Origin of the sequence: Duncaniella muris (genome assembly GCF_003024805.1) — a bacterium.
In the GTDB taxonomy this organism is placed as follows: Bacteria; Bacteroidota; Bacteroidia; order Bacteroidales; family Muribaculaceae; genus Duncaniella; species Duncaniella muris.
Map to the genome: position 1 here is coordinate 1 of NZ_PUEC01000003.1, position 24848 is coordinate 24848.

At 50.9% G+C, this 24848-nt stretch carries 17 protein-coding genes and 1 pseudogene; 8 read left to right on the plus strand and 10 right to left on the minus strand.

What is annotated here, in order from left to right:
* Window positions 1-129 precede the first annotated feature (129 nt).
* Window positions 130-1227 (plus strand): annotated as a pseudogene (locus tag C5O23_RS01500) (IS110 family RNA-guided transposase); the annotation flags it as partial.
* A 329-nt stretch (window positions 1228-1556) separates the two neighbouring features.
* Here C5O23_RS01500 and C5O23_RS01505 read toward each other — a convergent pair.
* The 6 genes from C5O23_RS01505 to C5O23_RS01530 form a co-directional block, all read right to left on the minus strand.
* Window positions 1557-1868, minus strand: a complete 312-nt coding sequence (locus C5O23_RS01505) for a helix-turn-helix domain-containing protein (protein ID WP_240597584.1) — start codon at window positions 1866-1868, stop codon at window positions 1557-1559.
* Window positions 1869-2992: 1124 nt separating this feature from the next.
* Window positions 2993-4468, minus strand: a complete 1476-nt coding sequence (locus C5O23_RS01510) for an ATP-binding protein (RefSeq protein WP_107031193.1) — start codon at window positions 4466-4468, stop codon at window positions 2993-2995.
* A gap of 84 nt (window positions 4469-4552) precedes the next feature.
* The gene (locus C5O23_RS01515; protein ID WP_107031194.1) at window positions 4553-5980 is read right to left on the minus strand and encodes a tyrosine-type recombinase/integrase; all 1428 of its coding nucleotides are present in this window, start codon (window positions 5978-5980) and stop codon (window positions 4553-4555) included.
* Between the two features lie 431 nt (window positions 5981-6411).
* Complete coding sequence (gene tnpC, locus C5O23_RS01520) at window positions 6412-7779, minus strand: IS66 family transposase (protein WP_240597587.1); 1368 nt, start codon at window positions 7777-7779, stop codon at window positions 6412-6414.
* A 388-nt stretch (window positions 7780-8167) separates the two neighbouring features.
* On the minus strand, window positions 8168-9493 hold the full coding sequence (locus C5O23_RS01525) for a DEAD/DEAH box helicase (protein WP_161553525.1): 1326 nt from the start codon (window positions 9491-9493) through the stop codon (window positions 8168-8170).
* A gap of 31 nt (window positions 9494-9524) precedes the next feature.
* Window positions 9525-10214: a glucosaminidase domain-containing protein gene (locus tag C5O23_RS01530; RefSeq protein WP_107031196.1), complete on the minus strand. Its 690-nt coding sequence runs from the start codon at window positions 10212-10214 to the stop codon at window positions 9525-9527.
* A 108-nt stretch (window positions 10215-10322) separates the two neighbouring features.
* On the opposite strand from C5O23_RS01530, the gene C5O23_RS01535 reads away from it, so the two are divergent.
* Window positions 10323-11504: a lipid-A-disaccharide synthase gene (locus C5O23_RS01535; RefSeq protein ID WP_107031197.1), complete on the plus strand. Its 1182-nt coding sequence runs from the start codon at window positions 10323-10325 to the stop codon at window positions 11502-11504.
* A gap of 86 nt (window positions 11505-11590) precedes the next feature.
* On the opposite strand, the gene ypfJ is transcribed toward C5O23_RS01535, so the two are convergent.
* Both ypfJ and C5O23_RS01545 read right to left on the minus strand, forming a co-directional pair.
* On the minus strand, window positions 11591-12463 hold the full coding sequence (ypfJ, locus tag C5O23_RS01540; RefSeq protein WP_107031198.1) for a KPN_02809 family neutral zinc metallopeptidase: 873 nt from the start codon (window positions 12461-12463) through the stop codon (window positions 11591-11593).
* Between the two features lie 90 nt (window positions 12464-12553).
* Complete coding sequence (locus C5O23_RS01545; RefSeq protein WP_107031199.1) at window positions 12554-13267, minus strand: MIP family channel protein; 714 nt, start codon at window positions 13265-13267, stop codon at window positions 12554-12556.
* 301 nt (window positions 13268-13568) lie between these two features.
* Here C5O23_RS01545 and C5O23_RS01550 point away from each other — a divergent pair, with 301 nt between their 5' ends.
* From C5O23_RS01550 to dinB, 6 genes are read left to right on the plus strand one after another with little or no spacing between them, the layout of a single operon-like run.
* A complete protein-coding gene (locus tag C5O23_RS01550; protein ID WP_107031200.1) occupies window positions 13569-15197 on the plus strand; it encodes a dipeptidase in 1629 nt (542 codons plus the stop codon).
* Window positions 15198-15205: 8 nt separating this feature from the next.
* Window positions 15206-17587, plus strand: coding sequence for an ATP-dependent helicase (locus tag C5O23_RS01555; RefSeq protein ID WP_107031350.1), 2382 nt, complete (start codon window positions 15206-15208; stop codon window positions 17585-17587).
* A 24-nt stretch (window positions 17588-17611) separates the two neighbouring features.
* The gene (gene nspC / locus C5O23_RS01560; protein WP_107031201.1) at window positions 17612-18742 is read left to right on the plus strand and encodes a carboxynorspermidine decarboxylase; all 1131 of its coding nucleotides are present in this window, start codon (window positions 17612-17614) and stop codon (window positions 18740-18742) included.
* Window positions 18742-19746, plus strand: a complete 1005-nt coding sequence (locus C5O23_RS01565) for a glycosyltransferase (protein ID WP_107031202.1) — start codon at window positions 18742-18744, stop codon at window positions 19744-19746. Before nspC ends, C5O23_RS01565 begins: the two co-directional genes overlap by 1 nt.
* A 5-nt stretch (window positions 19747-19751) precedes the next feature.
* Window positions 19752-20462 carry a RadC family protein gene (radC, locus tag C5O23_RS01570; protein WP_107031203.1) on the plus strand — a complete coding sequence of 237 codons (711 nt, stop codon included), beginning with the start codon at window positions 19752-19754 and terminating at the stop codon, window positions 20460-20462.
* The gene (dinB, locus tag C5O23_RS01575) at window positions 20443-21564 is read left to right on the plus strand and encodes a DNA polymerase IV (RefSeq protein ID WP_107031204.1); all 1122 of its coding nucleotides are present in this window, start codon (window positions 20443-20445) and stop codon (window positions 21562-21564) included. Before radC ends, dinB begins: the two co-directional genes overlap by 20 nt.
* Window positions 21565-21580: 16 nt before the next feature.
* On the opposite strand, the gene C5O23_RS01580 is transcribed toward dinB, so the two are convergent.
* Both C5O23_RS01580 and metG read right to left on the minus strand, forming a co-directional pair.
* Window positions 21581-22618, minus strand: a complete 1038-nt coding sequence (locus C5O23_RS01580; protein ID WP_107031205.1) for an asparaginase — start codon at window positions 22616-22618, stop codon at window positions 21581-21583.
* 135 nt (window positions 22619-22753) lie between these two features.
* Window positions 22754-24799 carry a methionine--tRNA ligase gene (gene metG / locus C5O23_RS01585; protein ID WP_107031206.1) on the minus strand — a complete coding sequence of 682 codons (2046 nt, stop codon included), beginning with the start codon at window positions 24797-24799 and terminating at the stop codon, window positions 22754-22756.
* Window positions 24800-24848 lie beyond the last annotated feature (49 nt).

Here is a 24848-nt window from a genome sequence, read left to right on the forward strand (position 1 = left end):
TCTGCTGCTGTCCGCTCTTGGGGGCGGTTTAGGCCGCCCCCGCCGCTTGGGCATCCCCTCGCCAGAAGGAGAGAGGAGAATGACTAATGCCCATCTCAAAGTTTTGCACTTCGATTTGGAATCTTCAACGGAGTGCTGACCCCTGAGCTCCGCCAGATGTGCAACGATATGGTTGACAGAGGAGTCACTGAAGCTGCGATGGAAAGCACTGCAGTCTACTGGGTTCCGGTATGGAACGAGCTTTACGAGTCAATGGAGCTAAAATTGGTGAATCCGTACTTCATCAGGCAACTTCCCGGACGCAAGAGCGATGTCAGGGATGCACAGTGGATAGCGGAGTGTCTGCTTAAGAATCTCATTAAAGGGAGCTTTGTACCGGAGCCAATAGTCCAGGACATGCGTAAGCTCAACCGCCGTATCTTTGACCTTCAGGAGGATCTCACTTACTATTCCAATAAACCTGATGCAGCCCTGCAACGTTGTGGTTTCCGCCTGAGCAACTATGTCGCCAGGATTACAGGAAAGAGTTACCGAAAGGCCGTGGAGGCCATCGCCTCCGGTGTTACGGACCCCGATGAACTTATCAAATGTGTTCACGGACGCATCATCAACAAACACGGCCGGGAGACCATGCTTGCCGCCATGACAGGTTCATTCTCAACAACGGATATCACCGTCATCAGGCAGTATTGGGAACTGCTGGCAATATATACCAGACAGTCCGAAGAATGCCAGTCTAAACTTACGGCCTTATGCGAGGCTCATTTCCCCACTGAATACAAACGACTTCAGACCATACCCGGTGTCAAGGAACGCGCCGCCACTGCCATAATTGCGGAGACCGGTGTTGACATGAAGATGTTTGCCACAGCCGCCTCTCTGGAGGGATGGTGCGGATTAAAGCCGAGAAATGATGTAAGTAACGGACGCTATAAAAGCCGTAAGATAACACATGGTAACAGATATCTGCGTCAGATACTTATCGAAATATCATGGACTGCGTCAAGAACGCGAAACTGTTTCTTCTCCAATTTCAGTTACATTCAAGTCACTCAGAAACACAAGAGCAAAATGAAAATACAGGTTGCCATAGCCCGAAAGATACTTGTCGCGGTATGGCACATGCTTTCAAAGCAGGAGGATTTCATTGACCTTTATCTCAAGAGACTCGAAGAGCAGAGACTGATGGAAGAAAAAATCAGACAACTTGAATCGAAAATGGCCTGACGGCCATTCGACATACCTTCCGGTGCAATGTAATTAACTTTGTGGTGCATCGCAGCCCGGTTCGCAAATTTGCAAACGCATCGGAAGGAGTTGGACACCGGCATAAGCTAACCAAGCTTGTAGAGGAAAGTAACAATCTTAATATCATGATTCCGCAGTTACTATTTCTGTCGGAACGAGGCCTTATATGCCAATGTATCGTTTATGCAATATTTGGAAGCATATTACCTCATATACGGCAAATAGGATTTAGAGGAAAGTTACAAAGAATTTTTGAGATGGCAATCGGTTATGTCGTAAAACACAACCGATTGCCACGGGGTTGATTGCTATTTTCTTGATGGGATCTGGTGCTGACGAAGAAAGGCGTCGAGGTCGGCGCGGTTGACGTAGATTTTGCGGCCTATCTGCGAGAAGGGGATGAGGCGTTGGTCGCGGTAGTTCTGCCACGTCTTGGGGGAGATGCCGAGGAGCTTGCGGGCTGCTTCGGATTCTATCCATTCGCAGTTGGCGTCATTGGCGTTGCGCCGGGTGATGAGGTCGATGATTTGCTCCAGCATGTCATGGAGGTTGCGCCATTCTTCTTCCGGCACTACGAACAGCAGTGTCGAGGGGTTGATATTTTGCAGGGTGCTTTGCATTAGGGCGTGAGGGTTCTGATTCCATCTACAAAGAAGATAGAATCCGGTTGATAATTCAGTTGTCTAATCGCTTGACTTCTCACTCAACTGAATACGCAGCTGCCTGACCACTCAATCAACTGGTCACACAGGCGATTGACTGATTGGTTGAAGTGCTGACTAATCAGGTCTTCAACCAATCAACCGGTTAATCGCGCAACTGCGCAGTCAGATGATTGGGTGGGTGATTGATTGGGCAGGTGTATAATCAGTTGGGTTAAGTGTCGATTGAATAGCCGTGGGACCATATAGGCGGCAGCAATCGACGGTCGTAGGGGCGGTAACATTTACCATCCACGCATAGGCGTGAGCCTATCGCGCTGAAAATCAATAGTGACTTGGCAGAGACTCAGTCGTGCAACTGATTGGCCAATCAGTCAATCACCGTCATGTGTCATAGTATTATTAAGAGACATCTCGTATCATCGACCCGATTTTGGAGCCTCCCGTCGGAGGCGTTTCGTGTCGTTGACGTTGCAAAGTAAGGGATAAATTTTCATTCCCACCAAACATTTTTGGCCAGATATAGTATAAGGTTGTACACGTATATAGCTATATACAATAGATATAGCTCCAACCGACGGAGAATCGCCCCAACTTTGCATCGAGCAACGGAAGCTACGTCCTCAGCATCCGCACAGCCTCTTAATAGGGACCACGACAGAGGCAATCCATTCAGTTTTTCTTATTGGAGAGTGTGCCCATTGGAGCACAGCAAGGTGTCCAAACAGTTACCGTTTGGATTTCGGGTAACTCTGCCGTTACCACGAAATAACCTTGCCGTGCCGGGGCTTGGAACTGCTCCGAAGTCGCTGTCCCCATGTCTTCTTATAGTTTCACAGCCTCAAAGCATCCATTAAGGCATTCGCCAAATCAGATGAGACCATCCGTATAACATTTGTATCGGCAAGAGAACGGCCGATGAGGTTGACGCTGCCTTACCACCCGATACATTGGTCGATGATGGCGCATTGCATCTTATTCGGTATTCACGGTTACCGAAATATATCCATCTGATAACAACAGTATTACCAAATCGTCAGTCGCAACCGACGATTTGACCCATTGTGGGTGTCGACCCATATTTATTCAATGACCTCCCATGTGCCGGATTTCTCAGATCCGATCCTTCTTATTCGGTTAGATGTCTTAAGTGCATCAATAATTCGGAATAAGGTCCTTCTCGGAATATTTAGTTGGGCTGAGATTTCTTTAATGCTTATCCGCTTGTTTTTACGCATTAGATTCACAATCGCATCTTCACGAGATATTTTATCGGTGCCATCGGTGCCATTATCGGTGCCAAATTCAGATTTATTGGTGCCATTAGTGCCATTTTCTGCTGTATTTACTATGACATGAGGCGTTTTTTCTATGACATTGGTGCCATTTTCTATGACATCGGCATTCTTAACTACTACCTTGAACGTTGTGTAATCGCCAAGCAAGAATTCAGCGGGATTACTCTTGTTTTCTTCGAGAAGTGTTGAAACGGTATTCACACCGCTGCCGAAACGGTTGACATAACCAAGATTGAGCATTATCTCGGCTATGTTGGGATTGCGATAGTCTGTTTCGTTGGGAAAGTTCTCTAAGTTCACCTTGCCATATAAGTTGCCCGGATTGTCAATCTCTATACGGTCGCTATACTCGTAGAATTTTATCGGGGAATTGTTGCCGTTATAGGCACGGTGCATCACGGCGTTCATAGCGAGCTCGCGGATAGCTTCCCACGGATAGTTGATGCGTGGCTCTTCGCGCAACACGCTGACAAATTCAGGGCGCTTGCTTTCAATGGAATATTTAATGAAATACTCCAACTCTTTTAGCATTGAAATTAGATTCCCCTTGAAGCGGTTTTCTTTCAAAACCTTTGTGGCACGGTTTGTCCCGGCAAACTTAACATACTGAATGTATGCGCCGGGAATGAAATATTGGGGGTCGTGTCCGAGCAGAAGTAACCCGGCGTTGGTCGGGCAATTAAACCGTGTGTCGAAAAGGCGCAACGATGCCATCTGCTGGATAGGCGTGCGCTTATCCTTAGCTAATGTCGCGGGCGACACGGCTTTTGGCAGATACTCATTCTTGAACAACTCCACATCAATGTCATCAATCGAGGCCTCGCGGCACGGACGGCCATCGAAAGAAGAACTATGTACCTGCCCTTTTTCGGTCAATATACGTTCCTCCTCCGTGTTCGCTTCCGCTTTCCTCGCTCCGATTCTAATCCAGATCACACCTTTATATCTGACCGGAGTGTCTTCGCTTGGCTGAACTTCAATAACCGCAACTTCTCCATCGGGAAAAGACTCCTTATATACCATCATCGCCGGCGGTGGAAGTATTGTTCCGGAATTGCGAAGCCCTGCGTATGAACGCAACTGCTCATCAGTGAATGTCTGCCCATCGAGATTTCCGTCATCATCGGCGCCAATAAGAAAATATCCCGGTTTCCTCGTGTTGCGTATATCGTTGGCAAACGAGCAGATTGCCTCCGACATCTTCTTGGTGTTGTCGGTGGATAACGTGCGCTCCACGCGCTCATTCTCTATGTCGCTCAACAGCGCTTATTTCATCTTTTGTCAGAGGCATATTTTTGTAATTATATGTGCAAATTTACTCATAATTCGCCAGTTACGCAACCGCTATTTGTTGATTGCAGAAATCACAGCCATTATTTGCTCAGGAGCCATGCCTTTCAGCAGTTCGATGGCTTTCTCTTCTTTCGACATTGAACTATCAGCTCCCTCCTGTGGCGCCATCTTGGGCTCAGATTTCTTTTTGAAGAGAGTGCGCAGGGTATTGTTGGTTTTGGATGTATCGAAGCTGCCCATGTATCGCTCGGTTGTAGCGAGATTGCTATGACCGAGAATATTCTTTATTGCAGACGATTCGGCTCCGGCCTCCTGCGCTATATGTGCAAAGGCATGGCGGCTGATGTGCATAGTAAGATTCGTTGTGATTTCTGCCTTCTCCGCAATCTTTTTCAGATATTTATTGATAAGGGCGTTCTTGGCTGAAATCTGTTGGTAAAGCTGGTGGCGCAATTCCGGCTTCATTCTGTCCTTATCAGCTTGGGTGACAAATTTTGCAAACGGTGCTTCATTGTCAAGCAGCGGGAAGATGTAATCATCGGGCTTGACATCATCATTATGATAATACCGAAGTATATCCAAAGCCTGATCGACAAGCAAGAGGTCTCGGTCTTTATGGTTCTTGCCCATTTGGTAGTGCAACCTACCATTCTCCGTTACATTACGCCAGCGGAGTTGAATCAAATCAGCCGCACGAATACCTGCACAATAATAGCTGAACAGGAAATAATTCTTACAGTGCCATATCAACGACCCTTCTTCCAATTCGAGTGAGATAATGCGCTCCATCTCTGTATCGCTCAATTTTTCTTTCGTTGTCTTTACACCCTTATATTTGAATACGAGGAAGGGATCCTTCGATGCTTCCATTATTCCTACCTCAATCGCCCTATGTACAAGTGTCCGCAGGATATTGAACTGCACCTCGATTGTATTGGGGTGCAGAAGTTTTCCCGGTTCCCGCTCATTCTCCCACTTGTGGAGAAAATTGTCAAAACGAGTCAGTAAGTCAACAGTCAGGTCATCGACAGTTATATCAGCCATTCGGCGTTTCTTGCGAAATGCGTCAAGTTTATTGATGAGTCCGCAATACTTACGCCAGTTGCGCCAGCCACCGTTATCATATATCATCTGCGCCCGCTCACGCGCAAACGCTAAGAAAGATGGCGATACATATTCCGCATCCAGATTCTTTATAACCTTAGCGGATGAAACATCGCCATCTGACGCCAATTCCTGATAAGCCTCATGAGCTTGCACAAGCATGAGGCGCAACTGCTCATTGAGAACTTTGGCGTCGGGAACATTCGCACGAATCCAGTTGTTGCCCTTGCATTGAGGATTGAAATCGTCAATGCGTTTCAATTGAATACCGGTCTTCTTCTTTGTTCGTTTACCCGCAGCCGTCACCATCAGATAGAGGTTGTACGTCTTATTGCGGGTTGGCTTATGGTCGAGTTCAAATCTAAATGTTGCCATCTTTGGGAGAGTATAAAGGTTACACTCTGCAAAGATACAACGAATAAATTTTACGTGCAATTTTACGTGCAAAAATCTTACTTTTCCTTACATTGAAAGAAACTCAATTGAAAAATACCCAATTGTAATACGCTAATATTCAGCATAATTAAAATATATTTGAAAATATCAGAAAGCAATATCGGTAGTTCTGTTCTGGACACCTGTATCAACAGCAAGTGATTGATTTTCAGTACTTACGGGTTTTTAGCGCCAATTTTTGTCAGCAAATTGTCAGCAAAGGTCTGAAAAATCGGGAATTTTACACTCTTGAATCGGACTGAATTGCTATGGTCTGTTCGATTTTGAATTATTTAACAATCTTTAATAAAGTGAGGTTGACAAGTAACTATTCAGCGAAAACAAAGGATGCGAAGATATAGCCCGTCAGTTTAGACGAGCGCCAATATAGCATCGAGAGGAGATTGTCCGTTTTTCCAGGCCGTGTCAGCAATGGAATGTAGTGCGTGGAAGGCATCGGCACCGGTACCGGAGCGGAAGCATCCGGATATTTTCTGCTTGACCTTGAGTTTTCGGATTCCACGTTCTGAAGCGTTGTTGTCAGATGGTATGGCCGGATTTTCAAGGAAGTTGAAGATGTAGTCCCTGCATTTTATTATCCCCCTCTTCAACTCATTAAACTCTTTGCGCAGACTGTCAAGATTCCGTTTGAGCAAGCCATCAAGCCTTGTGAGCCAGTCATCTTTCGGTATTATATCGACCGGTTTTTCGTTTCTCTGATGAATGGCCTCGCGTAATAAGGTCTGTACTTCCTTTGTCCATGTCTGCTCCTTGTCAATATCGTTAAGGTATTCCAGGTTTCTCAGCAGATGAGCCAGACATATCTGATTATTTAGGAAGTCGATGGCAAAGTACGCGCTGTGGCGGTCAGTTACGGCTGTCATTTTCTTCAATGAGTCACCAAAACGCTCTTCAAGCACTTTTGCACTACGGCCCGCACCGCGGAACACGAGGGTCAGATACGCAGTCTGTGCAATCCACGACCAGTTGAGCCTGCCTTTGACATAGCATCCGGACTCGTCAAAGCCGACTACGGATGATTCTCTGAGCAGACGCTCTATAAGTTCGATTGCCGGGCGGGATTTGTCAAGCGTCTCACGGACGATATTGACAAGCGTCCCCTGACTGATGCGTACATTGAACATCGTGGCGAACAGGGATTGCAACCGCTCGTAAGGCACGCATTGCACCACACTCAGATAAGTCGCAATGGCTCGTATGTTTTTGCCGAAAGTAATGGCATTACCTCCCCTGCGACGCGGTGCATAATCACGATTGCAACATCCGCAGATACAGACTTTTTTATAGAATCTGCATTCACGATAAATTGGCCGTATCTGAGGCAGATCTATCTCTTGGCTGACATAATCAAGTTCTCCTTCAACATCCGACAGATCGCGCCCGCACTCACTGCAATAGCTGGATGACACTTCCTGGATTTCGTCAGGCGTCTCCACCATTTTGCGTGTAGTTCCCTCATGCCCGTATTGACCGCCTACGGGTCTTTCCGATCTCTTCCGCAATGATTTTGTCCGGCGTTCCACCTCAGCCTTTATCGGTTCTTTCGATGGTGGAGTACTGCTGTTGCCGGAGTCCATCGGCGGCTTTTCATACTTCTCCAGACGCTTGCGTAACTCACGGTTTTCCTTAAGAAGTCTATCAACATTACGATTTAGCGAACATATCTCGGCATGCTGGGAATCGATAGTGCCCTGCATGGACTTGAGTTGTTCTGACATTCCGGATAGAATGGATGATATGTCGCTAATCTGTTGTTTCACAGATACAAAGATAAGTAACTCTTCAAAATTAAACGATATAATGTACATTAGTATCTCCTATGGATGATCTTTTATACTCTCTGCGGTTTTATTCCGGTCAGAATCAAGTTCTTCATCGGTCGTTTATGTCTATAAACTCCCTCTTCAGTCCTCGATTCTGCCTCTGAATAAATCCCGCATATCGTATAAATTAATTTTTCAGAGTTACTTAGCTAATTTATTTGACATTTGCAAATAAATTAGCTATTAAATTACTGAAAGATAAGATCTTAATTCAATATCCTCAAGATTTGGTGCCTATATCTTCCATTCGCTGAATAGTTACGGTGAGAGGTTAAATGGCATCTTATCTGCCGAGGCGGGAGATTCTGGCGCGGGTGTTTTTGATTTTGTGGCTGTTGAGGGTGTCGATGAGCCTTGCGGCTTCTTTGAGTGGAACTGCCACGAGCGCCGAGTGGTCGCGCAGGGCTATGCGGCCTATCGCTCCGGCGTCAAGGTTGCCTTTGGCTACGATGAAGCCTACGATGTCGCCTCGCGAGATTTTCTCTTTTTTGCCTACGTTAAAATATAGAGTGGCGGTATCGGAGACAATCGGGTCGGAGCTTTTGCCTTGCGGCACCAGTTCGCGGTCCCATTCGAGATATTCTGGCTGGTTTTCGCCTTCGGAGGTGATGACATAGACTTCGCCGGAGGCTTGCTGGCGTGCTGTGCGGCCGTTGCGGTGGGTCCATGCTTCGGGCGAGGGGGGGAGATGGTAGTGGACTACGGCCGAAAGTTCGGGGATGTCAAGACCGCGGGCGCCGAGGTCGGTTGAGACGAGTATGGGGGTCGATCCGTTGTTGAGCATCTCGATGGCGTTTTCGCGGTCGTTCTGTTTGAGGCCGCCATGATAGATTCCCGCCGGCAGTCCGGCTTTGCGCAGAGCCGAGTAGATGCGCTCTACGCTTTCGCGATGGTTTGCAAAGACGATCACGCGTCCGTTGTCGAGCGAGCGCAGGAGGTCGATGAGGGTATCGAGTTTGTCGCGTGTCGGTGACGGGACATTGACAATCTGCATTCTGCGGCGCGGAGAGCAGTCGGAGCTGAAGTCAATCAGTTCGGAGGTCTGTGTCACCGGGAGGAAGGGGGGGAGTTCGTCAAGGCGTGTGGCTGAGGTGAGGATTATGAGGCTGAGAGATGTGAGTTTTTTGCACACGCGCTTCATTTCGTCGGCAAATCCGAGTTCGAGGGCTTTGTCATATTCATCGAGCACGAGTGTGCGTACTCCTGAAAGGTCGACAAGACCGCGGGTGATGTGGTCGAGCAGACGGCCGGGAGTGGCGATGATGATGTCAGGGGTTACAGACAGTGAGTTTTTTTCTTCCTGCATGGAGTGTCCGCCGTAGAAAGCGACTGTCTTGAGTCTGGTGGCTATAGGGCGGATTACATCGAAGATCTGGAGTACAAGTTCGCGCGATGGAGCCATGACCACGGCACGTATCCGTCCGTCGGCCGGGCCAAGGCTTTTGAGGAGGGCTATGGCGAATGCCACGGTCTTGCCGGAACCTGTCGGGGCCAGGAGTGTAATGGTGTTGCCTCCGGTTTTTACAGATGCCATGCGTTTCTGCATAGCGTTGAGTTCGGTGATGGCGAGGCGGGAGGCGATGTTTGATATGATGTCTTTTTCTTTCATTGGTCTGTTTTCGGGGGTGTGTGGAATGGGGTCAGTTGAAGATATCGTCATCGGCCACGGAGATTTCCGGAGTGTCAACGTCATGGACATAGTCAAGATCGGAGTAGTCAATTTCATCGCCGTCAAGGAGATCATCGGGGATATTGACTTCTATGAATTGCACTTTGCCGCCGGAGCGGGCTTTGGAGGCAAGTCCGGAATAGATTTTCATTATGTTTTTGCCGTAACGCGGATTCATTGCCCAGCGGCCGGCGAGTTTTTCCCATGTCGGGGCGCAACCGCGGCTCACATAGTCGAAGCGGGGATCTATCTTGCGTTCTCCTTTCGGCAATTTGCCTGAGCAGGCATAAGCGTAGAGGTGCTGTATCATGGCTGTGACTCCTTCTTCCACGGATTTGAACGAGCATCCGCGGTCGCCACGCTTTTTCACGCCAAGTCCGCAATAGTTATGAGCTTCGGGGCGGACGGCAGTGCCGTTGTCGAAACGGAACCATCCGGTCTCGATTATGGCCTGACACAGGGCGATGTCTCCGCGTATGCCGTAACGGCGCCCGATGCTGTAGAAGGCCTCGGCAACTTCGCGTTTGAAATCTGGGTTGTGGCGCTTGACATAGGCGTACATATTGTCGACATCGACTTCTGGGTTTCCGAAAATCGGCGTTTTCCCAAACGAGAGAAGCGGAAGCAGGCTGAGTATTGCCCCGAAGATGTATCTGAACATATAGTTGTGATGCTGATGAAGAAGAATGAATAGTTGAGCTCTTCTTAATAACGCGCAAGTTAGCGAAAATCCTTCAGAAAATGAAAAAAATCCTATATCTTTGTGCTTATGAAGTATTTCTTTTCAGCCGGAGAGGCATCCGGAGACGTCCATGCGGCGCAGGTAATCAAAGAGTTGCTGAAGCTTGATGCTTCGGCGGAAATCACTTTTCTCGGTGGCGACCGCATGGCCGAAGCGGCTGGGCATGAGCCTCTGATACATTTCAGCCGCATGGCATTCATGGGATTTATTGATGTGGCAACCCACTTGCCGCAGGTTCTCGGCAATCTGCGTAGGGCTAAAGAGGCCATCCGGACCATGCGGCCTGATGCCGTGGTGCTTGTCGACTATCCGGGCTTCAATCTGAAGCTGGCCAGATTTGCCAAAGAGCTTGGCATAAAGGTGTTTTACTATATCGCGCCAAAGCTCTGGGCCTGGAAGGAATATCGCATCAAGCAGTTGCGCCGTTATGTAGACGGCATTTTATCGATACTTCCGTTTGAGCCTGCATGGTTCGGGGAACGGGGAGTCAAGGTGGACTATGTGGGTAATCCATCGGTCGAAGAGGTGGAGGAAGTGCTGAAATCACTGCCTTCGCGGGCGGAATTTCTGCAGCGTCACGGGCTGTCGGAGCGTCCGATCCTCGCTCTTGTGCCTGGCAGCCGTGTCGGAGAGATCAAGGCTAATCTGCCGGTGATGGATGCTGTGGCCAGGCGTCATCCTGAGATGCAGACTGTGGTTGCCGCCGCACCGTCAATAGACAAGTCGCTGTATGAAGCCTACACCTCTTTTCCTCTTGTAGATGCCGCCACTCTTGAGCTGATGGCCGGTGCCCATGCCGCTATGGTGACTTCAGGCACAGCCTCGCTGGAATGTGCCCTGGCGGGATGTCCGCAGGTGGTCTGCTATCGTGCCGTGGGGTGGAAATGGGCCCATGACATATTCCTTCACATTCTGAAGATTCCCTATGTGGCTCTGCCTAACCTTATAGGCGGGAAGATAGACCGTCAGACGCGACGCGAGGTCAACCGCGAGGCCGTGCGCACGGGGGGCAGGGGGTGTGTGGTGCCGGAGATGCTGGTCCACAACTGTACGGCTGACAATGTGGACCGTGAACTTTCGCAGATACTTGAAGCTGGGCAGGCCCGCGAGGCCCAGCTGGAAGGTTATGCAAAGATCAGATCCATACTTCATACCGACAGCAGCGCCGCCTCAAACGTAGCCTCGATACTTTTCCGGAAACTCTCCTGACGCTGCAAAGTTAACCACAAGAGAATAGAGTTTTAGTGCGATAATGCGTGGAGGTGCAAAAAAGGTTTGCATTTCCTGATAAGCGCTTACAGACTGGAATAGGGGATGGAGAATGTGTCGCCCTGGCTGAGGTCGCCTGTCGAGAGGCCTTTTTTGAGCCAGCGGCTGCGCTGGGCTGATGTGCCGTGGGTGAATGAGTCGGGCACGGAGTAGCCGCGGGCGCGTTTCTGCAGATAGTCATCGCCTATTTTCATTGATGCATCAAGAGCTTCTTCAAGATCACCGTCTTCAATGGAGCTGAACATCTCGTTGTCATGATAGGCCCAAACACCGGCGAGGAAATCGGCCTGGAGTTCGATGCGCACACTGATGTTGTTGGCTTCGGTTTCACTTACGCGGTTCATCTGCGAATGGGCTTCGTCAAGTATGCCGAGCAGATGCTGTACATGATGCCCGACTTCATGGGCTATCACATAGGCGTATGCGAAATCTCCATCGGCTCCGAGAGTCTTGCGCATGTCACGGAAAAATGACAGGTCAATGTAGAGTTTCTCATCGGCCGAGCAGTAGAACGGACCTACAGATGCGGATGCATCTCCGCAGGCGCTTCTGACGGCATCGGTGTAGAGCACCAGGGTCGGCGCTTCGTATTCCTTCCCCATCCGGGCGAAAATCTTTGTCCACACGTCTTCCGTTCCGGCCAGAATCTGGCGGGAGAAGCGTGCCAGTTCCTCCTCTTCTTCTGTAGGGGTGTAGTTCTGCGAGACCTGGCTGCTGCCGGAGGTGAATGAACCGGCGTTAGAGATCAGGACATCAAGAGGGTTTCCACCGGAGATCCATGCAATGATAGCCGCTATTATTACCGCGCCGATTCCGGCGCCGATTTTCTTGCCGCCCCCACCGCCTCCACTGCGGCGGTCGCTGACGTTTGAACTTTCACGTCGTCCGTTGAGATTCATGAAGAGTATTTGAATGTGTCAGATAATACGCAGGGACATGCTGACAATCCTCATGCCCCTGCGGTTTATTTTTTTAGCTACGAATGCCGATCAGTTGTCTGAGCGGAGTCCTTTCCAGACAAAGGCGCTGAGCATAGCTCCTATGAATGGAGCCACGATGAAGAGCCAGAGCTGGCTGAGAGGCACACAGTTACCTTCGATGGCTGCGAAAATGGCCGGGCCGATCGAACGAGCCGGGTTGACTGAAGTGCCGGTGATGGGGATGCATGCTATGTGGACCAGGACAAGAGTCAGACCGATGGCGAGACCTGCAAGGTTGCCGGCGCCTTTCTTTTCGTCAGTGGAACCGAGCACCACGAGCACGAATATGAATGTGAAGATAAGTTCTGCAATGAAGGCCGGCACGATGTTGCCGGGGAGGAAGCTGTTTGAGCCGGTGGTCGTAGTGCTGTTGAACACGGCTTCGATTCCGGCTTCATTTCCGGTGTGGACGAGGATGTAGAGGACTGCAGAGGCGATGATGGCTCCGATGCACTGGAAGAGCATGTAGCCACCGGCTTCCTTGCCGCTCATGCGTCCGCTTGACCAGACACCGAGGGTGATGGCCGGGTTGATGTGGCAGCCTGAAATGTTGCCGATGGTGTAGGCCATAGCCACTACAGAAAGGCCGAACGCCATAGCCACGCCAAGGGTTGTCACGCCATAGCCGGTTGTGCCGAGGCCAATGCCTGCGAAGATTGCACTGCCGCAACCCATGAGTACCAGAACAAATGTTCCGATCATCTCTGCGAGATACTTTTTCATAAAATAAACAGTTGGTTAGTGAGTAGTATATGAGAAATTTGTTTATGCAGGTAAGGAGTCCTGATTGCAAATTAATGAAAAATATTTGTAAGTTACAAATTTATCGGAAGTTATAGAGGGGTTTAACATTTGTTGTCAGACTTTCTCACATTTTTCTGTGCGATGCAGAAAGAGATCCTGCGGCTTGGATTTGTAGATGAATTTCATTATTTTTGCAAGACGGACGTCCGCTGTGGTGTTCCTGCTGGAATATGGAGGCTGACAGATCCTTGCATAAATCATTAAAAAAACAAAACCAATCATGAAAATGTTCGATAAAATCGTTCTCGGAGCCCTGGCTCTGATGTCAGTTGAGCCGGCTCTGGCATGCACGAGCCTTATCGCAGGTAAGAACGCCACTCCTGACGGCTCGGTGCTTGTCACCTATGCCGCCGACAGCCATACGCTTTACGGTGAACTCTACAACCGCCCCGGAGGCAAACATGCGCCAGGCACGATGAGGAAGATCGTTGAATGGGACACAGGCCGCTATCTCGGCGAGATACCCGAAGTAGCCGAAACCTATACTACTATAGGAAATATGAACGAACACGGTCTGACAATCTCGGAAAGCACCTGGGGTGGCCGTCACGAGCTGGAAGACACAACCGGTATAATGGACTATGGTTCGCTGATCTATGTGACCCTTGAACGAGCCAAAACGCCACGCGAGGCCATAAAGATCATGACAGATCTGGTGAACACATACGGCTATCATTCAAGTGGTGAATCGTTCTCTATTGCCGATTCTGAAGAAGCCTGGGTCATGGAACTGATCGGCAAGGGCGGCAAGGAGAAGGGCGCCGTATGGGTGGCCCGCCGTATCCCCGACGACTGTATTTCGGGCCATGCCAACCATCCGCGTATCCATAAATTTCCTCTGAAAGACAAGGAAAACACCCTCTACTCGCCTGATGTCATCAAATTCGCCCGCAAAATGGGCTACTACAACGGTAAGGACGAGGACTTCAGCTTCTCGCTTGCCTATGGCGAACTCGACGGCACCGCAACCCGCGGCTGCGACGGCCGTGTGTGGAGCTATTTCAACCGCTTCGCCGATGGGATGGACAGCTATCTCCCCTGGATCATGAAGGCCGAGGGCGAACCTATGCCGCTTTGGGTGAAACCTGACCGCAAGGTGAGTCTCAATGACATGAAGTGGATGATGCGCGACCATTTCGAGGGTACTCCGATGGATATGACCAAAGATGTTGGCGCCGGTCCCTATGCCGTGCCTTACCGCTGGCGTCCGATGACGTTCAAGGTCGACGGAAAGGAATATCTCAACGAACGCGCCATCGCAACACAGCAGACCGGTTTTTCGTTCGTGTCGCAGATGAACTCTGCCCATCCTGAACTGATGCGCGGCATACTCTGGTTCGGTGTTGACGATGCCAATACCTGTGTGTATGTGCCCATGTACAGCAGCATCACTTCAATACCTCATGAATTCGCCCAGGGCAACGGCGATCTCCTCACCCTGTCATGGGACGCTGCATTCTGGGTGACAAGCTATGTGGCGAACCAGGCCTATCACCAGTACAGCAAGATGATCGATGATATCCGCCGTGTGCAGAAAGCCGAGGAAGATACTCTTGAAAACGAAGTGAGAATATTCCTCACCGAAGTGCCTGCTCTCGATCCTGACGCCGCCCGCAGTCTGCTCAACGATCACTCAGCCCTTGCTTCGCGCCGCTATGTGAAGCGCTATAAAGATCTCGGCGATTACCTTCTTGTCAAGTATATGGACGGAAATATCAAGAAGGAGAAAGACGGAAAATTCGAACGTACTCCCGAAGGAATGCCTGTGTCGCCGGTATTCGGCGGATATGATGACCGCTATTACCGTTCGATTGTCAACGAAATCGGTGACCATCTGCTCGTCAAGTGATGATATTGATGGACGAAAATTATCTTGATGAACTCAATGAACAGCAGCGGGCCGCTGTAGAGTATTGCGACGGGCCTCAGCTTGTGATAGCCGGAGCCGGCTCAGGCAAAACCCGTGTGCTCACCTATAAGATTGTTCATCTTCTCCGCCTCGGCTATGAGCCGTGGCGGATTCTTGCTCTGACCTTTACGAACAAGGCTGCCAAAGAGATGCGCGAGCGCGTGGAGCAGCTTGTGGGCGGCGCTGTGGCTTCGAAACTGTGGATGGGCACCTTTCATTCGATCTTTGCGCGTATTCTCCGCGCCAATGCCGAACTGATAGGATTCAAAAGCAATTTCACGATCTATGACAGCTCCGATTCTTTATCATTGATAAAGATGATATTGGCTGACATGGGGCTTGATAAATTAGCTTTTTTATCAGGCCCTCGTAAAGGACAAAAAAAATATAAGCCATCGGCAATATTGTCAGCTATATCAAGTGCTAAAAATGCTTTAATATCTCCGGAAGAGTATGTACGAAGTAAAGATTTATTAGAGATAGATGCACGAGACAATAGGCCGGAACTCTATGCGGTTTACAGAGCCTATCGCGACCGTTGCGTGGTGGCCGGAGCTATGGATTTTGACGATCTGCTCTATTATACCAATGTACTGTTGCGCGACAATCCGGATGTGCTCCGCCACTATCGGGAGTTTTTCAGCTATGTGCTTGTCGACGAGTATCAGGACACCAACTTTGCGCAACACGTGATAGTGACCCAGCTTACACGCGAAAGCGGCAGGCTCTGTGTGGTCGGCGACGATGCCCAGAGCATCTACTCGTTCCGGGGTGCCAATATCCGCAATATCCTTGATCTGAGAAAGACGTATTCTGCACTGTCTATCTTTAAACTCGAACGCAACTACCGCTCGACACGTAACATCATCAATGCCGCCGGTTCGCTTATCGACAAGAACAGCGAGCAGATACCCAAAACCGTTTATTCAGAGAACGAGACCGGGGCGCTGATAGAGGTGGTCAAGTGCTATAGCGATTTCGAGGAGGCCTATCAGGTGGCTTCGCGGCTGTCGCAGCTGAAAATGACGAGCGGCGACAGTGCCGATGAATTCGCCATACTATATCGTACCAATGCCCAGAGCCGTGTGCTGGAAGAGGCTTTGAGAAAACGCAATGTGCCTTACAGGATTTACGGTGGTCTGTCGTTCTACCAGCGCAAGGAGGTAAAGGACGCCATTGCCTATTTCCGTCTGGCTTTGAATCCTGATGATGACGAGGCGCTGAGACGTGTGATCAATTTCCCGGCGCGAGGCATCGGGGAGACAACTCTCGCCAAGCTGACACGTGCAGCGATTGACGGCAACGTAAGCCTCTGGACTGTGATTCAGGAGCCTGACAGGTATCCGGCCGGTCTCAATGCCGGGACTTTGCGTAAACTCGACAGATTTGCCGGTCTGATAACTGAATTCGTGCAGGCTGACCGCAAGGGGGCCGATGCGCTTGAACTGGCCACCAGGATCATAGAACGTACTGAGATGCTGAAGATGTATCTCCACGACAGCACACCTGAAAATCTTTCGAAACAGGAAAACCTTCAGGAGTTGATTTCAGGTGTGAAGGGCTTTGTGGAGACCCGTGTGGAGGAGGGGAGTGACAGCATGTCGCTCGCCGATTTTATGGCGGAGGTCTCGCTTGCCACTGACCAGGATTCGGATTCCGGCGACGCAAGCGAGGAGCGCGTGACTCTGATGACTGTCCATGCTGCAAAGGGGCTGGAATTCAATAATGTGTTTGTGGTCGGAGTTGAGGAAGAGCTTTTTCCGTCGGCTATGGCTCAGGATTCACCGGCCCAGATCGAAGAGGAGCGCCGTCTGATGTATGTGGCTATGACGAGAGCGAAAAAATTCTGCATGCTGACATATGCCGGATCGCGTTTCCGCAACGGTCAGACGGTCTGCTGCCGCCCGTCGCGCTTCCTCAGAGATATAGATCAGCGCTATCTGCGTCTTGCCACCAATGACAATCTTGGAGACGATGCTCCGAAGGTGCGCCCGACGGTAAATTATACGGCATCAATGGCCGGCTCAGCCCGCAGTCTGAACTCGCTGCGCAAGGTTCAGCCTTCGTCAGGCGCGCCGCAGTCATTCAGACGGCCCGGACAGATGCAGCCGTCTGCCGGAAAGCCTGCGAGCGATGTCAGATATGCCCTTCATTCGGTGAGCGAAGTGGCGGAGGGAACGGTCATAGAACATGCCAAGTTCGGCCGTGGTGCGATTGTCAATATCGACACCGCAGGGCCCGATCCGAGAATCACAGTGAAGTTCGAGAATACCGACACTCGCACCCTGATGCTGAAGTTTGCGAAATTTTCAATAGTCGGAACCGAGTAACCACCATACCAAAAACAATATGAGATGAAAGCAGACGAGATCGCTACACCTTATTATATAGTATATGAAGATAAATTGCGCCGCAACCTGTCGCTGATCAACAGAGTGGAGCGTGAGGCCGGTGTGAATATCATCATGGCTTTCAAGGCCAATGCCTTGTGGCGTACATTCCCTATAATCAGGGAGTATAACAGAGATTTTACCGCCAGTTCGCTCAACGAGCTCCGGCTTGGCAATGAAGAGCTCGGAGGTGAGGCGCATGTCTACTGTCCGGTCTATACCGAGGCCACGATAAGTGAGTTTCTTTCACGTGCCACTCATCTGACCTTCAACTCTCTCGGTCAGTGGGAAAAGTATGGCGCCAGGACTCTGGCGGCCGGAGTGTCGCCCGGACTGAGAGTCAATCCGCAGTGCTCGGTCATCGAGACTGAGATCTACAATCCGGCTCTTCCCGGTTCGCGTTTCGGAGTGACCGCCGATCAGCTTGCCGGAGTATTGCCTGCCGGGATCGAGGGTCTGCATTTCCATGCTTTGTGCGAGAGTTCGAGCTATGATCTTGAAAAGGTGCTTGCCGCTTTCGAGGATCAGTTCGGAATGTATTTCAGTCAGCTGAAGTGGGTCAACTTCGGCGGTGGTCATCTGATGACGCGCGAGGGCTATGACGTGGACCATCTGATCGGGCTTCTGAAAGATTTCCGTGGGCGTTATCCGTGGCTGCAGGTAGTTATGGAGCCTGGAAGTGCTTTCACCTGGCGCACCGGCGATCTGATCACCGAAGTGCTTGATGTGGTTGAGAACCAAGGAGTGAAAACGGCTGTCATCGACGCAAGTTTCGCCTGCCACATGCCTGACTGCCTTGAGATGCCTTATAAGCCGGCCATCACCGAAAGTGTTTCGGATGCGGAGGGGCTGCCGCGCTATAGGCTTGGCGGAAATTCCTGCCTGAGCGGTGACTATGTGGGCGACTGGTGTTTCCGGGAGCCACTGAAAGCCGGTGATCGCCTCACGCTTGAGGATATGAACCACTATACTACAGTGAAGACCACTATGTTCAATGGCATACAGCATCCTGCTATGGTGCTTTGCGACTCTGATGGCAATTGCACTTATCTGCGCCGTTTCGATTATAATGATTATAAAAACCGCATGAGCTGATGGATGAAAAGGTGCGTTTTTCGGTAATAGTACCGGTCTATAACCGTATTGATGAGGTCCGTGATCTGCTGGAAAGTCTCAGCCGTCAGACCTTGAAGAATTTCGAGGTCGTGATAGTGGAGGACGGGTCGACAGACAGATGCCAGGCCGAAGCTGAAAGCGTGGAAAATCTGCGTGTCAGATATTTCTATAAGGAGAATGAAGGCCGTTCGATTGCCCGCAACTATGGAATGGAGCGGGCCGCAGGCGATTATTTCATTTTCTTTGACAGCGACTGTGTGATCCCGGAGGATTACTTCGCTGTTCTTAGCCGCGAGCTGGATGCAAAGCCCGTAGACTGTTTCGGCGGTCCGGACTCAGCTCACTCGTCGTTCACCTCTACTCAGAAGGCCATCAATTTCGCCATGACCTCGTTTCTGACCACCGGCGGAATCCGTGGCGGGAAGATGAGCCTTGAAAAGTTTGTGCCGCGCACATTCAACATGGGTTTTTCGCGCAGAGTCTATGAAAGGGTGGGGGGCTTCCGTGAAATGTTTTCAGAGGATATAGACATGTCGACTCGAATCCGTAATGCTGGCTTTTCGATAGCCTTGATCCGTCCAGCTTATGTCTACCACAAGAGGCGTGTTGATTTCAGAAAATTCCTTCGTCAGGTCTATGTGTTCGGCATGTCGCGCATCACCCTCAAGCTGCTCTATCCGGGGTCGCTGAAAGTGGTTCATGCTCTTCCTGCCCTGGCTGTGATCATAGGGCTGGTGCTTGTGGTGCTGTCAGCGGCAGTCTCTCCGTGGTTCCTGCTGCCGCTGGGGTTGTATCTTATTGCCATATTCGTCAGTGCGCTTGTGTCAACCCGCTCGCCGGTGATTGCGGTCAAGGCTTTGCCTGCGAGCGTCATCCAGATCTGTGGCTACGGCTGCGGTTTTCTGAAAGCATACTTCCTCAAGATAGTGCTTGGGCGCGGACGTGACGTCGAAGAAGAGATTTTAATGAGAAAAGGGAAGTAGAAGCTATGAATGACCAGACACCTTTTGTTCCGACCCGCATTCATGATCTGAATGACGACGACAAGCCGCGTGAGAAAGCGCTTGCAAACGGCATACGCTCGCTGAGCGATGCCGAACTTGTGGCATTGATTTTTGGTGGTGGACTGCCGGGCATGTCGGTGGTCGACATGGCGCGTGGCATTCTGCATGACTGTGACCAGCGGGTCGACAACCTTGCCCGCATGAGTATGCAGGAGATGATGTCGAAATACAAAGGAGTCGGTCCGGCCAAAGCCGTATGCCTTGCCGCGGCTTTTGAACTCGGCCGCCGTAACCGCGAGCAGATGGCCGGTGCCGCAGAGCCGCTGATCAGGTCGAGCGAGGATGTCAAGGATATAATGCAGCCGCTTATGGCTCATCTCGACTATGAGGAATTCTGGGTGATGATGCTCTCAAGGAGTAACCGCGTGAAGTTCAAGCGTTGCATATCGCAGGGAGGCACGGCCGCCACGGTGGTGGATGTGAAGCTGCTTCTAAAACGGGCGCTCGACTGTCTTGCCGAAGGGATAATACTGGTTCATAATCATCCTTCCGGGAATCCGCTTCCGAGCGGTGAGGATGACCGTCTGACTCAGAGAATCAAGGTCGGAGCCGATTATCTCGGAATCAAAGTGCTTGATCATGTGATAATAGCGCGAAACGAATTTTATTCCTACAATGACCAGGGACGTCTCTGAACTGGGTGAAATACGTAAGATCATCCATATTGATATGGATGCGTTCTATGCGTCAGTCGAGCAGCGTGACAATCCTGAACTGAGAGGAGTGCCTATAGCCGTCGGCCATGCCGAGGGGCGCGGTGTGGTAGCGGCTGCGAGCTATGAGGCGAGGCGATTCGGCGTAAGATCGGCCATGCCGTCGATGAGGGCCGCGAAAATCTGTCCTGGGCTCGTTTTTGTGAAGCCGAGATTCGATGTATATAAAAAGGTGTCGGCAGCTATGCATGAGATTTTTCATGAATATACCGATATCGTCGAGCCGATATCTCTTGACGAGGCTTTTCTTGACGTGACTGTCAATAAGGCAGGTGAACCGATGGCTGTCAATATCGCCAGAGAGATCAAGAGCAAGATCCGTGAGCGACTTGGGCTGACAGCTTCCGCCGGAGTCTCTTACAATAAGTTTCTGGCTAAGATAGCTTCTGACTATCGGAAGCCCGACGGCCTGTGTACCATCCATCCCTCGCAGGCTCTTGATTTTATACGCAGGATTCCGGTGGAAGATTTCTGGGGTGTGGGGCCCGTCACGGCCGCAAGGATGCATGCTCTTGGTATCTGGAACGGCGAACAGCTTGCAGCCTGTTCAGCCGAACTGCTGAGTCATGAATTCGGGAAGTCCGGGAGGATTTTCTATCAGTTTGCCCGCGGGATCGACAATAGACCCGTGGAGCCGCTGTGGACGCGGAAATCGGTCGGCTGCGAGATCACTCTTCAGGAAGATCTTGTGACCGTCGGAGAGATCAAGCAGGTGATCTCTGATCTGGCAGAAGAACTTGTCTGGAGGATAGGGCGCAGTGTGTTCCGCGGCTGTACGCTGACGCTTAAATTGAAATTCAGCGATTTCAGCCAGTGTTCACGCAGTCACACTGCTCCACACGCTTATCAGAACAAAGATCTCATCGCGCAGGCGGCTGTGCGCCTGCTGGCTCTGGCTCCGGTGGTCGGACGGCAGGTTAGGCTTGTGGGCCTTTCTGTCTCGATGCCGGAACATGGAAGTTCCTCACGGACGGTCTATGATCCGCGACAGCTGGAATTTGATTTTGAAAACGGATATGACTGACGTTTTTGCGGCGCGGCTACAGTGTGACCTCGCCGCAGAGATCAGTGTTAAGGCGTGTAGCCACGGCTGAAGGTGTCAGTCCGAGGCCGAACAGATACATCAGTTTGGTTATTGCTGCTTCTGAGGTCATGTCATGGCCGGAAATCACACCTGCGTTGGCCAGCTTGTCACCTGCCACGTAGCGCCTGTGGTGCACACCTCCGTTCACGCACTGAGTGACATTGACAATCACTACTCCCCGTTGCACTGCCTGAGCTATTTCCTCGATAAACCATCCGGCTGTCGGAGCGTTGCCTGCTCCGTATGTGCGCAGTACAATGCCCTTTACTCCAGGAGCGTTCAGAAGATAGCGGAGGGTCTGCTGTGTCATGCCGGGGTAGAGCTCGATAAACATCACGTTGGAGTCCATGCGGGTGTTGAGCTGCAAAGGTGTCTTTGCTTTTGGACGCCACAGAGCCTCTTCTGAAAAGTGTATTCCAAGGCCTATTTTTGCCAGCTGCGGATAGTTGTTGCTCTTGAAGGCATTGAAGTTGTCGGCACTCATTTTGGTAGAGCGGTTTCCGCGCCAGAGATAGTTCTCGAACAGGATAGCTACTTCCTGGACCATCGGAGATCCGTCAAAAGTAGTGGCGGCTGCAATCTGCAGGGCGGTTATGAGGTTTTCTTCTCCGTCGGTGCGCACTTCTCCGATGGGGAGCTGCGAGCCGGTGATAATGACCGGCTTGTGGAGATTGCCGAGCATGAATGAAAGAGCCGAGGCCGTGTAGGCCATTGTGTCGGTGCCGTGGAGAACTACGAAACCGTCATATTCGTCATAATGCGAGGCTATGGCATTTGATATCTCCGCCCATCCTGACGGATTCATATCGCTTGAGTCTATCGGGGTGAACTGGATGTTGTCGATATGATAGTCGAGCATCTTGATTTTGGGCACATTGTCTATGAGGTGCGAGAAGTCAAAAGGCTGCAGGGCATGGGTTTCTGGATTTTCGATCATTCCGATCGTTCCGCCTGTGTATATGATCAGGAGTCGTGGTTTTCTTCTGGCTGTCATTTAACTGTTGTTTTTTAAACGACCTGTTGATAAAGAATGCTTTTTTGGGGGGAGAATTGAAAAATCCGGGAGGGGAGGGAAGCCCAACCCTCTCGGATTTCAGATTGCTGTGTGGGGACGGTCGGCGCATGAGCCTTAGCCGATCTTGGCGCCGGGAGCTACTGCAGCCGAGGGGCTGAGAAGCACTATGGAACCGTCGGAGTTCTCGGCAGAAAGAATCATGCCTTCAGACACAATGCCTTTGAGTTTGCGGGGAGGGAGGTTGGCTATGAAGCAGACCTGTTTGCCTACCAGTTCTTCGGGCTTGTAGTATTTGGCTATGCCTGAAACAATGGTGCGTTTTTCCAATCCGTCGTCAATGAGGAAGCGCAGGAGTTTGTCGGCCTTGGGGACTTTCACGCATTCAAGTACGGTGCCCACTCGGAGATCACAGGCAGCGAAGGTGTCGAATTCCACATCCTTGGCCTGAGGCTCTGCTTTCCAGGCGGTTGCCTCGTTGGCTTTCTTTGTATCGGCGAGGCGTTTGAGTTGGGCTTCGATCTGGCTGTCTTCGATTTTGTCGAAAAGCAGTTCGGGAGTGGCGAGTGTGGTGCCGGCGGAAATGATGTCAAGCTTTCCGAGCATGTCCCATGTGAGTTTTCCGCTGAGGCCGAGCATCTTGGCGAGCTTTTCAGACATGAAAGGAGTGAAGGGCTCGAATGCCACAGCGATGTTGGCGCAGAGCTGGAGAGCTATGTTGAGAATTGTCTTCACGCGCTCCATGTCGGTCTTGGCGAGTTTCCAGGGTTCGGTTTCTTGCAGATAGCGGTTGCCGAGGCGGGCTATTTCCATGGCCTGCTTGAGGGCTTCGCGGAAATGGAATGTCTCAAGAGCGGCGGTCAGGGCCTCTGTGGCGCTGCCGAGCTCTGTAGCAAGGAGTGTGTCGGTTTCTGTCAGCATTCCTGCGGCCGGAACTTCACCGTTGAAATATTTGTGGGTCAGAACCATTGCGCGGTTCACGAAGTTGCCGAGGATGGCCACGAGTTCGTTGTTGTTGCGGGCCTGGAAGTCTGCCCATGTGAAGTCGTTGTCCTTTGTCTCAGGTGCGTTGGCGGTGAGAACATAGCGAAGCACATCCTGCTTGCCGGGGAAGTCATTGAGATATTCGTGAAGCCACACGGCCCAGTTGCGTGACGTGGAGATCTTGTCGCCTTCGAGGTTAAGGAATTCGTTGGCCGGGACGTTGTCGGGCAGCTGGAAGTTATCGCCGTAGGCCATCAGCATCGAGGGGAAGACGATGCAGTGGAAGACGATGTTGTCTTTGCCGATGAAGTTGATGATGCGGCTTTCCGGATCTTTCCAGTATTTTTCCCATGAGTCAGGGAGGAGTTCCTTGGTATTGGAGATATAGCCGATCGGAGCGTCGAACCATACGTAGAGCACTTTACCTTCAGCTCCTTCAACCGGAACGGGCACACCCCAGTTGAGGTCGCGGCTCACGGCACGGGGCTGGAGTCCGGCATCAAGCCATGATTTGCACTGTCCGTAGACGTTTGTTTTCCATTCTTTGTGGCCTTCAAGTATCCATTCGCGCAGTTTGGGTTCCCACTTGTCAAGGGGGAGATACCAGTGGGTGGTCTCGCGCATTTTCACCGGTTCGCCTGTGAGGGCCGAACGGGGATTGATGAGATCAGTGACGTTGAGCGATGAGCCGCAGGCTTCGCACTGGTCACCGTAGGCGTTTTCATTGTGACAGCGCGGGCAGGTGCCGACCACATAGCGGTCGGCGAGAAATTCTCCGGTTTTTTCATCATATGGCTGCTGTGCGGTCTGCACGGAGAATTCGCCTTTATCATAAAGGTGGCGGAAAAATTCGGAAGCAGTCTTGTGATGGAGCTCGGAAGTGGTTCTTGAATAGATATTGAAGCTTACTCCGAGTTCTTCAAGCGAATCTTTTATGATGTTGTGGTAGCGGTCTACGACCTGTTGCGGGGTGATGCCTTCTTTTCTGGCACGGAGTGTGATGGGCACACCGTGTTCATCGCTGCCGCCGACCATGACTACGTCCTGGCCGCGCATACGCAGATAGCGGGCATAAATATCGGCCGGAACATATACGCCGGCAAGATGTCCGATATGCACAGGCCCGTTGGCATAGGGCAGGGCTGTGGTGATGAGGGTTCGCTTGAATTTTCTTTCCATTGATTTATGGTGGCTTGGCTTTTTAACGTATTGGGCCGTGGAAACGGCC

Coding starts and splice junctions, on each gene's coding strand:
- C5O23_RS01505 (WP_240597584.1), bottom strand. CDS start 1,868: ATGCAAAGCACCCTGCAAAATATCAACCCCTCGACACTGCTGTTCGTA.
- C5O23_RS01515 (WP_107031194.1), bottom strand. CDS start 5,980: ATGGCAACATTTAGATTTGAACTCGACCATAAGCCAACCCGCAATAAG.
- tnpC (WP_240597587.1), bottom strand. CDS start 7,779: ATGTCAGAACAACTCAAGTCCATGCAGGGCACTATCGATTCCCAGCAT.
- C5O23_RS01525 (WP_161553525.1), bottom strand. CDS start 9,493: ATGAAAGAAAAAGACATCATATCAAACATCGCCTCCCGCCTCGCCATC.
- C5O23_RS01530 (WP_107031196.1), bottom strand. CDS start 10,214: ATGTTCAGATACATCTTCGGGGCAATACTCAGCCTGCTTCCGCTTCTC.
- C5O23_RS01535 (WP_107031197.1), top strand. CDS start 10,323: ATGAAGTATTTCTTTTCAGCCGGAGAGGCATCCGGAGACGTCCATGCG.
- ypfJ (WP_107031198.1), bottom strand. CDS start 12,463: ATGAATCTCAACGGACGACGTGAAAGTTCAAACGTCAGCGACCGCCGC.
- C5O23_RS01545 (WP_107031199.1), bottom strand. CDS start 13,267: ATGAAAAAGTATCTCGCAGAGATGATCGGAACATTTGTTCTGGTACTC.
- C5O23_RS01550 (WP_107031200.1), top strand. CDS start 13,569: ATGAAAATGTTCGATAAAATCGTTCTCGGAGCCCTGGCTCTGATGTCA.
- C5O23_RS01555 (WP_107031350.1), top strand. CDS start 15,206: ATGGACGAAAATTATCTTGATGAACTCAATGAACAGCAGCGGGCCGCT.
- nspC (WP_107031201.1), top strand. CDS start 17,612: ATGAAAGCAGACGAGATCGCTACACCTTATTATATAGTATATGAAGAT.
- C5O23_RS01565 (WP_107031202.1), top strand. CDS start 18,742: ATGGATGAAAAGGTGCGTTTTTCGGTAATAGTACCGGTCTATAACCGT.
- radC (WP_107031203.1), top strand. CDS start 19,752: ATGAATGACCAGACACCTTTTGTTCCGACCCGCATTCATGATCTGAAT.
- dinB (WP_107031204.1), top strand. CDS start 20,443: ATGACCAGGGACGTCTCTGAACTGGGTGAAATACGTAAGATCATCCAT.
- C5O23_RS01580 (WP_107031205.1), bottom strand. CDS start 22,618: ATGACAGCCAGAAGAAAACCACGACTCCTGATCATATACACAGGCGGA.
- metG (WP_107031206.1), bottom strand. CDS start 24,799: ATGGAAAGAAAATTCAAGCGAACCCTCATCACCACAGCCCTGCCCTAT.